The following is an 8,629-nucleotide window of genomic DNA, read 5'->3' as shown; positions in this document are numbered from 1 at the left end:
AATAAAGCTTTAGATAGAGATGTCACTTCTGGATACGGCGTAAGTTCATCTAATGAATTAGCTGTAGAAGTTGGAATGAAAGTTTTAAAAGACGGAGGAAATGCAGTTGATGCAGCAGCAGCAATATCATATGTACTAGGAGTTGTTGAACCATACGGATCTGGAATCGGTGGTGGAGGATGTATGCTTGTATATCTACCTGATTCTAAAGAGTACAAATTCTATAATTATAGAGAAACAGCGCCTATTAGCTCTGATACAATGACAAGTACAATAGGTGTTCCAGGTTTTGTTAAAGGTATAGAAACAGTTCAAAGTGAGCATGGTAAGCTTAAGATGAGTGATTTACTTCAACCAGCTATAGATTTAGCAAAAGACGGATTTGAAATGAATCAAAACTTATACAATCGATTGAGTGTATATAAAGGATATTCTGATTTATCTCAAATGACTCAGTTCTTTGAAGAAGATGGAGAACCTAAGGCTGTAGGCAAAAATATAGTTCAACCTGAATTAGCTGAAACATTAACTCAAATTCAGAAAAATGGATCTGATGCTTTTTATAAAGGAGAAATAGCGCAAAAATTAACTACAGGGGCTTATTTTACAGCAGAAGATTTATCTAGCTATAAAGTTGAAGAACAAAAACCTATAACAGGAGATTTCAATGGATATGATGTAGTTACAGCTCCTGCGCCTTTTAGTGGTGTAACTTTACTACAAATTCTAAATATGATAGAATATGTAGATTTACCAAGTTATGATGAAGACCCTGTGAAGTATATAGAAGAAATGACAAAAATATCTAATATAGCATATACAAGTAGACAAGCAAATATATCAGATCCTAATTTTAATAGTGAAGAAAAAGACTATGAAAAATTAACTACAGATAAATATGCAAAATACTTATATAAAAAGAACGAAGTAAAAGATATAGACGATATGGAAAGTGAAGATACAACAGCATTTGTCGTTACAGATTCATCAGGAATGGTAGTATCATGTACTAATACATTAGGTGATTTCTTCGGAAGTCAAGTATCTGTTGGAGGCTTCTTCTTAAACGATGCTTCAGTTCATTTTAATGAAAATAGTTATTCAATAAATAAATACGAACCAGGTAAGAGATCTAGAACATTTATAGCTCCATCTATAATCACTAAGGGTGATGACTTTATGATGGGAATTGCAACTCCTGGTGGAAATGTTATACCTCAAGTACTAGCTCAAGTTATAAATTGGAACCTAAGAGACGGTGTAGATTTACAAAAGGCAGTAGATAAACCTAGATTTGTATTTAGAAATTCTAAAGAAGTATATTATGAGGAAGAAATTCCAGATGATATAAGACAACAAGTAGTAGCAGATGGAAATACTTATTCATTAATTTATTATGATTCTAATATCATGTACGGTTCAATTCAAGCTATTACGAAGGATAAGGAACTTGGAATAAGTGGAGCTGCTGATGAAAGAAGACGTGGAACTTACGAAGTTAAATATTAATATATAAAGGCGAACTCTTTTGAGTTTGCCTTTTAAATTTTATGGTTATAATTTATTAAAAAGAAATCGAAGAAGGTGATTTTTTGTTAGGGTTATACATACATATACCATTTTGTGTAAAAAAATGTAAATACTGTGATTTTAATTCTTATAAAATTATCGAAGGCGAAAAAGATAGATTTTTATCGGACTTAAAAAAAGAAATGAGCTTGTACAAAAATAAAAATAGAAAAATAAGCAGTATATTCTTCGGAGGTGGTACACCTAGTATCCTAAAAAACGAAGATATAAAAATGATAATGCAGGAAGTAGAAGAAAATTTTTATATAGATAAAAATGCTGAAATATCTATGGAATGCAATCCTGGGACGTTAAACGAGGATAAGCTAAAATTTATGAAGTCCATAGGTATAAATAGACTTAGCATAGGCTTACAGGCCGTACAAGAGGATTTATTGAATTTTATAGGTAGAATACATACTTATGAGCAATTTGAAAAAAACTATATGCAAGCGAGAGATGTCGGCTTTGAAAATATAAATATCGATTTGATGTATAATTTACCAAATCAGACGCTTGAAAATTGGAAGGAAACCTTAAAAAAGGTTGTCGATTTAAATCCAGAGCATATATCTGCCTATTCTCTAATTTTAGAGGAGGGTACAAAGCTATACGATATGTATATGAACGAGGAATTTGAAATGGGTGACGAGGATTTAGATATTGAAATGTACGAATACACCATAAATTATTTAAAATCAAAAGGCTACAACCAATACGAGATATCTAATTACGCCAAAGATGGATACGAATGCAAGCACAACATATTATACTGGAAATGTAAAAATTATATAGGTTTAGGACCAGGAGCATCTGGATATATTAATAATATTAGATACAACAACGAAAGAGGTCTAGATTCTTATCATGACAAGTTATCTAATAATCAAAAGCCTATAGAATTTTTCGAAGAATTGACTTTAAAGGACAAAATAGAAGAAAAAATTATTATGGGGCTTAGGATGAATGAAGGCATAATTTTTAAGGACTTTGAGGAGTTTGGTATAGATTTTGAAAGTAAGTATAGAGAACAGTTAAATAAACAAATTGAGTTAAATTTAATAATAAAGACACATAAAGGTATTAAACTTACCCAGAGGGGAAGGGAAATATCAAATAGCGTTTTTTTAGATTATATAGATTAAAAGTATTGACAAACAAAAAAATAAATGGTATATAATATATATAATCTTTTTAGCACTCGGATTTAGTGAGTGCTAACAGCAAGGAGGAACTTATATGGAACTTAATGAAAGAAAAATGAAAATCCTCAAAGCGATAGTTAAAGATTATATTGAAACAGCTGAAGCTGTAGGATCTAGAACAATTTCTAAGAAGCATAATCTTGGTGTTAGCGCTGCTACTATAAGAAATGAAATGGCTGACTTAGAAGAATTAGGATATCTAGTTCAACCACATACATCAGCAGGTAGGGTGCCAACAGAAAAGGGTTATAAATTATATGTAGATTTGTTGATGGGAACTAATGAGTTAAACGATAGCGACAAACAAATTATAGAAAAATGTGTGGAAAGCAATATGAACCATATACAAAGTTTAATTCATGAAACATCTAAGATGTTATCACAGCTTACTAATTACACTACAATAGGTACTACAAGACAATTAGTAAAACCTAGTGTAATTAAACATATACAACTAGTTAGTATGGCAGAGCATAGTATTTTATTGATAGTTGTAACAGATACTGGTGATATAAAGAAAACTGATATTTTCACCAAAAAGTATTTAGATCAAGCTAAGTTGAATATAATTTCTGATAATCTTACTAAGAAGCTTGCAGGAAAGAGCATAACAGATATCGATAACAATTTAATAGCTTTTATAAAATATGAAATAGGAGAATATTCTTCAATAGTGGATAAGCTACTTAGTATATTAAATTCTAATATATCAGAAGATGATGTTTCAATTAGCTTAAATGGAGTTACAAATATACTTAATTATCCAGAATTTAATGATGTACTAAAGGCTAGAAGCTTTTTAGATATGCTTGAGACAAAAGAAACTGTAGCACAGATTATACAATCAAAAGGAATATTAAAAGATAATACTAATATAATAATTGGTAGCGATAATGATTGTAAAGAGGCTAAGGACTGTAGTGTTGTAACAGCTACATATAAAGTAGACAATGAACAAATAGGTCGTATAAGCTTTATAGGACCGACTAGAATGGATTATTCTAGAATATATTCAATAATAAATTATATGAATATATTACTTAATAATAAATAGAAAATAAAAGGAATCGAGGGGTGTAATATCTTGGAAAATAAGGATGTGCAATCTGAAGTTAAAAGTGAAGCGAGTACTTCAGCAGAGGATCAAGTAGTTATTGAAGATCAAGTAGCTGAAGAAGCTGATACAGAACAAACTGAAGATGACAATGTGACAGATATAAATTCTAAATTAGAAGAAAAGAAAGTCAACGATCAAATAAAAGACTTAGAATCTAAAATAGAACAGTCTGAAGATAAATATAAAAGACTTCAAGCAGAATATGCTAATTATATGAGAAGAACACAACAAGAAAAAGAAACTATAGGCATATTTGCAAATGAAAAGATAATAACTGAATTAATACCAGTTATAGATAATATGGAAAGAGCATTAGATGCATGTACAGATAAAGAAGACGCTCTTTTCAAAGGTGTGGATTTAGTTTATAAACAACTAAAGGATTCACTTGCTAAGTTTGGAGTAGAAGAAATAGAAGCAGAGGATGCTGAATTTGATCCAAACTTCCATATGGCAGTAATGCAAGAAAGTGTTGAAGGTGTAGAACCAAACAAAGTTGTGATGGTACTACAAAAAGGATACAAGCTAGGTACAAAGGTAATAAGACCTACAATGGTTAAAGTATCTTGCTAATAATAAATTTGCAAACAATAAATAGCTAGTGAAATAAGTAGCTAATAAATAATAATTAAGAATGAAAATTTTCAGGAGGCGTTTTAAAATGGCAAAAGTAATAGGTATAGATTTAGGTACAACAAACTCTTGTGTGGCAGTATTAGAAGGTGGAGAACCTCAAATAATAGCTAACACAGAAGGGATGAGAACTACACCATCAGTAGTAGCATTTACAAAAGATGGTGAAAGAATAGTAGGGGAACCTGCAAAAAGACAAGCAGTTACAAATGCGGAAAGAACTGTATCATCAATAAAAACTCATATGGGTACAGATTACAAAGTTAATATAGATGGTAAAGGATATACTCCACAAGAAATATCAGCTATAATACTTCAAAAATTAAAAGCAGATGCTGAAAGCTATTTAGGTCAAACAGTAACTGAAGCAGTTATAACAGTTCCAGCATATTTCACAGATGCACAAAGACAAGCAACTAAGGATGCAGGTAGAATAGCTGGTCTTGATGTTAAGAGAATAGTAAATGAACCAACAGCTGCTGCTTTAGCATATGGTATGGATAAATTAGACGAAGACAAAAAAATCTTAGTATTCGACTTAGGTGGTGGTACATTCGACGTATCATTACTAGAAATCGGCGATGGTACTTTCGAAGTTTTAGCTACTGCTGGTAACAACAGATTAGGTGGAGACGACTTCGATAAAGTTATAATAGATTATTTAGCTGATGAATTCCAAAAAGCTGAAGGTGTAGATTTAAGAAATGATAAGATGGCTTTACAAAGATTAAAAGAAGCTGCTGAAAAAGCTAAAAAAGAATTATCTTCAACAATGACATCAAACATAAATCTACCATTCATAACTGCAACTGCAGAAGGTCCAAAACATATGAATATAGATTTAACAAGAGCTAAATTCGATGAATTAACTGCTCACTTAGTAGAAAAAACTATGGGACCAACTAAGAGTGCTTTATCAGATGCTGGACTTTCAGTATCAGAAATAGACGATGTATTATTAGTAGGTGGTTCTACAAGAATACCTGCAGTACAAGAAGCTGTTAAAAAATTCATAGGAAAAGAACCTCACAAAGGTATAAACCCAGATGAATGTGTTGCTGCTGGTGCTGCTATACAAGCTGGTGTATTAACTGGTGAAGTTAACGACGTATTATTACTTGATGTTACTCCATTATCATTAGGTATAGAAACATTAGGTAACGTATTTACTAAAATAATAGAAAGAAATACAACAATACCAACTAAGAAATCTCAAGTATTCTCAACTGCTGCTGATAACCAAACTGCTGTTGATATACACGTATTACAAGGTGAAAGATCAATGGCTTACGATAATACTACATTAGGTAGATTCCAATTATCTGAAATACCACCAGCTCCACGTGGAATACCTCAAATAGAAGTTACATTCGACATAGACTCAAATGGTATAGTTAACGTATCAGCTAAAGACTTAGGAACTGGAAAAGAACAAAAAGTTACTATAACTTCAGGAACTAACTTAACTGAAGAAGAAATAGAAAGAAAAGTTAAAGAAGCAGAAATGAATGCTGAAGCAGATAAACAAAAGAAAGAAAAAATAGAAGCATTAAACCAAGCTGAATCAACTATTTATCAAACTGAAAAAACTTTAAATGAATTAGGAGATAAAGTAAGTGCAGATGATAAATCAGCTATAGAAGGTGCTTTAGCAAACTTAAAATCAGTTAAAGATAAACAAGATGCAACTGCTAGTGAAATCAAAACTGCAATAGATGAAGTTATGAACAAATTCCATAAGATATCTGAACAAATGTATCAACAAGCACAAGCTCAACAACAAGCACAAGGTGGAGCAGGAGATGCAGGATACGACCAAGGTGCTAGCCAAGGAAATGACGACAACGTAGTAGATGCAGATTTTACAGAAGTTGACGATAAATAGGTTACAAAAACAGAGGATTCGTGTATAATAAAAAGCGACGTACTTTTTAAAAGTACTTAGAGAGATTAGTCTGTTAAAATAAATTTATAATAGCTTGTAGTTTAACATTCTACAAGCTATTATTTTGTAAGATGTAAAGGTGGTGAAATCCTTGAGTGAAAAAAGAGATTACTATGAGGTGCTTGGGGTAAGTAAAAGTGCAGACGCTAAAGAAATTAAAAAAGCTTACAGAAAATTAGCTATGAAATACCATCCAGATAAAAATCCTGGAGATAAAGAAGCAGAAGAAAAATTTAAAGAAATCAATGAAGCTTATGAAGTATTATCTGATGAAGAAAAGAGAAGTACTTACGATAGATTTGGACACGACGGCTTAAATAACCAAGGAGGCTTTGGTGGAGGTCAAGGCTTCGGTGGTGGTTTCGGAGGCGGCGGCTTCGGCGGATTTGAAGATATATTCGGAGATATATTCGGATCTGGCGGCTTTGGCGGTGGCTTCGGAGGTGGCGGATCATCTAGAAGAAGAGGTCCAAGACGTGGTGCTGATATAAAACAATCAGTTACAATTACTTTTGAAGAAGCTGCATTCGGTAAAAAATTAAAAGTAAAATTAAACAGAAGCGAAGAATGTGAAGAATGTCATGGTAGTGGTGCAAAAGCTGGAACATCTAAAAAAACTTGTCCAACTTGTCACGGAACAGGTCAAGTTCAAAGTGTTCAAAGAACTCCATTTGGTAATATAGCCACTCAAAGAACTTGTTCTACATGTAATGGTGAAGGAGAAATCAACGAAAATCCATGTCCTAAATGCCACGGAAAAGGCAGCATAAGAAAGTCTAAGACTATAGAAGTCGACATACCAGCAGGTATAGATGATGGACAAATGATAAAACTTTCAGGACAAGGTGAAATAGGTGAAAAAGGTGGCCCTAGAGGTGACTTATACATCGTAGTAAATGTCCAAAGACATCCAATTTTCACAAGAGATGGATACGATGTTTATATAGAAATGCCTATAACTTTTGTTCAAGCAGCATTAGGTGACAAATTAGAAGTACCTACATTAGATGGAAAGGTTTCATATTCTCTACCTGAAGGAACTCAAACAGGTACAGTATTTAGACTTAGAGAAAAAGGTATACCAAAATTAAGAAGTAATTCTAGAGGTGACCAATACGTCAAGGTCGTAATAGATACACCTAAGAAATTAAACGACGAACAAAAAGAATTGCTTAGAAAATTCGGTGAAGCTTGCGGAACTAAGGTTCATGAAAAACAGAGGAACTGGAAGAAGAAGATAGATGATCTTTTCAAAGGTTTTAAGAAATAGGTTTGTTAAAAAGTATTTTGAATAGTTTAGTTGCTATTTAAAATACTTTTTTTATTGTATAGGGAATGATATTAATTTAAATTTATTATCGATGTTTATTTTTAATAACAGTAACACTTATGTAAAAAATAAACTAAAAAAAATACATAATATTACATATAATTGTAAAATATGTTAATTCATTTTGGTTAATTATGATAGAATATATACATGAAATAAAATGTTTTGAGGGGAGATTTTATTTAATGGATTTTGATAAGAAATATATGACAATATTTAATTTTATATTAGAAATAATTGTTCATAATTGTGAAATTTTTTATGAGCAATTTGGAGAAGATTTCATAGAAAAATTTGAAATAAAATATCGTAATAAATTTAAAAATATAGTTTTAAATAAAATTAAAGAGGGAAAATTAAGTCAAGTTTTATTTAAATATTTTGAATTTGATGAAAATCAAGATAAATATGGATTATATGGTATTGATTCTGATTTAAAATGTGAACTTGATGAAATTTGTAGAGAGTTGTGTAATGAGATTGATGTAGAGACTCGTATAATTAAAGATGATATGGAAAGTTCTGAATTAGACAAATTACGAGAAGAAAAAGAGGAAGTAGAAAAATTAAATTCTGAATTAAAAATTGAAAATAAAGAATTAAATATAAATATAAATAATTTAAAAAGTGAAAAAGAACAAAATTTATTAGAAATAAAAAAGAAAAATACGTTAATTGAGAATTTGAACTTGGATTTAATTAAATATGAAGATAAAATAAAACAAATAAAAAAAACTCATAAAAATGAATATGATTTATTAAATTTAAATTTTAATGAGACTTTATTAAAATTAAAAGAAGAAAATGATGAAAAAGAAAAAAATATAAAA

7 protein-coding genes are annotated in these 8,629 nt (G+C 30.8%); all 7 read left to right on the top strand.

Annotation, left to right across the window (positions count from 1 at the left end):
* Nucleotides 1-1,509, top strand: a 1,509-nt coding sequence (locus tag SPD90_RS04550; protein ID WP_320924444.1) for a gamma-glutamyltransferase family protein, incomplete at its 5' end; no start/stop codon positions are given.
* Nucleotides 1,510-1,592: 83 nt separating this feature from the next.
* Nucleotides 1,593-2,714, top strand: a complete 1,122-nt coding sequence (gene hemW / locus SPD90_RS04545; protein WP_320924443.1) for a radical SAM family heme chaperone HemW — start codon at nucleotides 1,593-1,595, stop codon at nucleotides 2,712-2,714.
* A gap of 94 nt (nucleotides 2,715-2,808) precedes the next feature.
* Nucleotides 2,809-3,828, top strand: a complete 1,020-nt coding sequence (hrcA, locus tag SPD90_RS04540; RefSeq protein WP_320626404.1) for a heat-inducible transcriptional repressor HrcA — start codon at nucleotides 2,809-2,811, stop codon at nucleotides 3,826-3,828.
* 30 nt (nucleotides 3,829-3,858) lie between these two features.
* Nucleotides 3,859-4,464 carry a nucleotide exchange factor GrpE gene (grpE, locus tag SPD90_RS04535; RefSeq protein ID WP_320626405.1) on the top strand — a complete coding sequence of 202 codons (606 nt, stop codon included), beginning with the start codon at nucleotides 3,859-3,861 and terminating at the stop codon, nucleotides 4,462-4,464.
* Between the two features lie 88 nt (nucleotides 4,465-4,552).
* Entirely contained in the window at nucleotides 4,553-6,409 is a 1,857-nt protein-coding gene (dnaK, locus tag SPD90_RS04530) for a molecular chaperone DnaK (protein WP_320924442.1), read from the top strand.
* A 151-nt stretch (nucleotides 6,410-6,560) separates the two neighbouring features.
* Nucleotides 6,561-7,739, top strand: a complete 1,179-nt coding sequence (gene dnaJ / locus SPD90_RS04525) for a molecular chaperone DnaJ (protein WP_320924441.1) — start codon at nucleotides 6,561-6,563, stop codon at nucleotides 7,737-7,739.
* A gap of 245 nt (nucleotides 7,740-7,984) precedes the next feature.
* Nucleotides 7,985-8,629: hypothetical protein (locus tag SPD90_RS04520; protein WP_320924440.1), on the top strand; the 645-nt coding region annotated here is incomplete at its 3' end.

Source organism: Intestinibacter sp. (assembly GCF_034113885.1).
In the GTDB taxonomy this organism is placed as follows: Bacteria; Bacillota; Clostridia; order Peptostreptococcales; family Peptostreptococcaceae; genus Intestinibacter.
Note: the sequence above shows the minus strand (reverse complement) of the source record. Positions and strands in the feature narration are given on the sequence as shown.

Excerpts from the sequence above, each read along its gene's own strand:
- hrcA (WP_320626404.1), top strand. The coding sequence starts at position 2,809 with ATGGAACTTAATGAAAGAAAAATGAAAATCCTCAAAGCGATAGTTAAA.
- dnaK (WP_320924442.1), top strand. The coding sequence starts at position 4,553 with ATGGCAAAAGTAATAGGTATAGATTTAGGTACAACAAACTCTTGTGTG.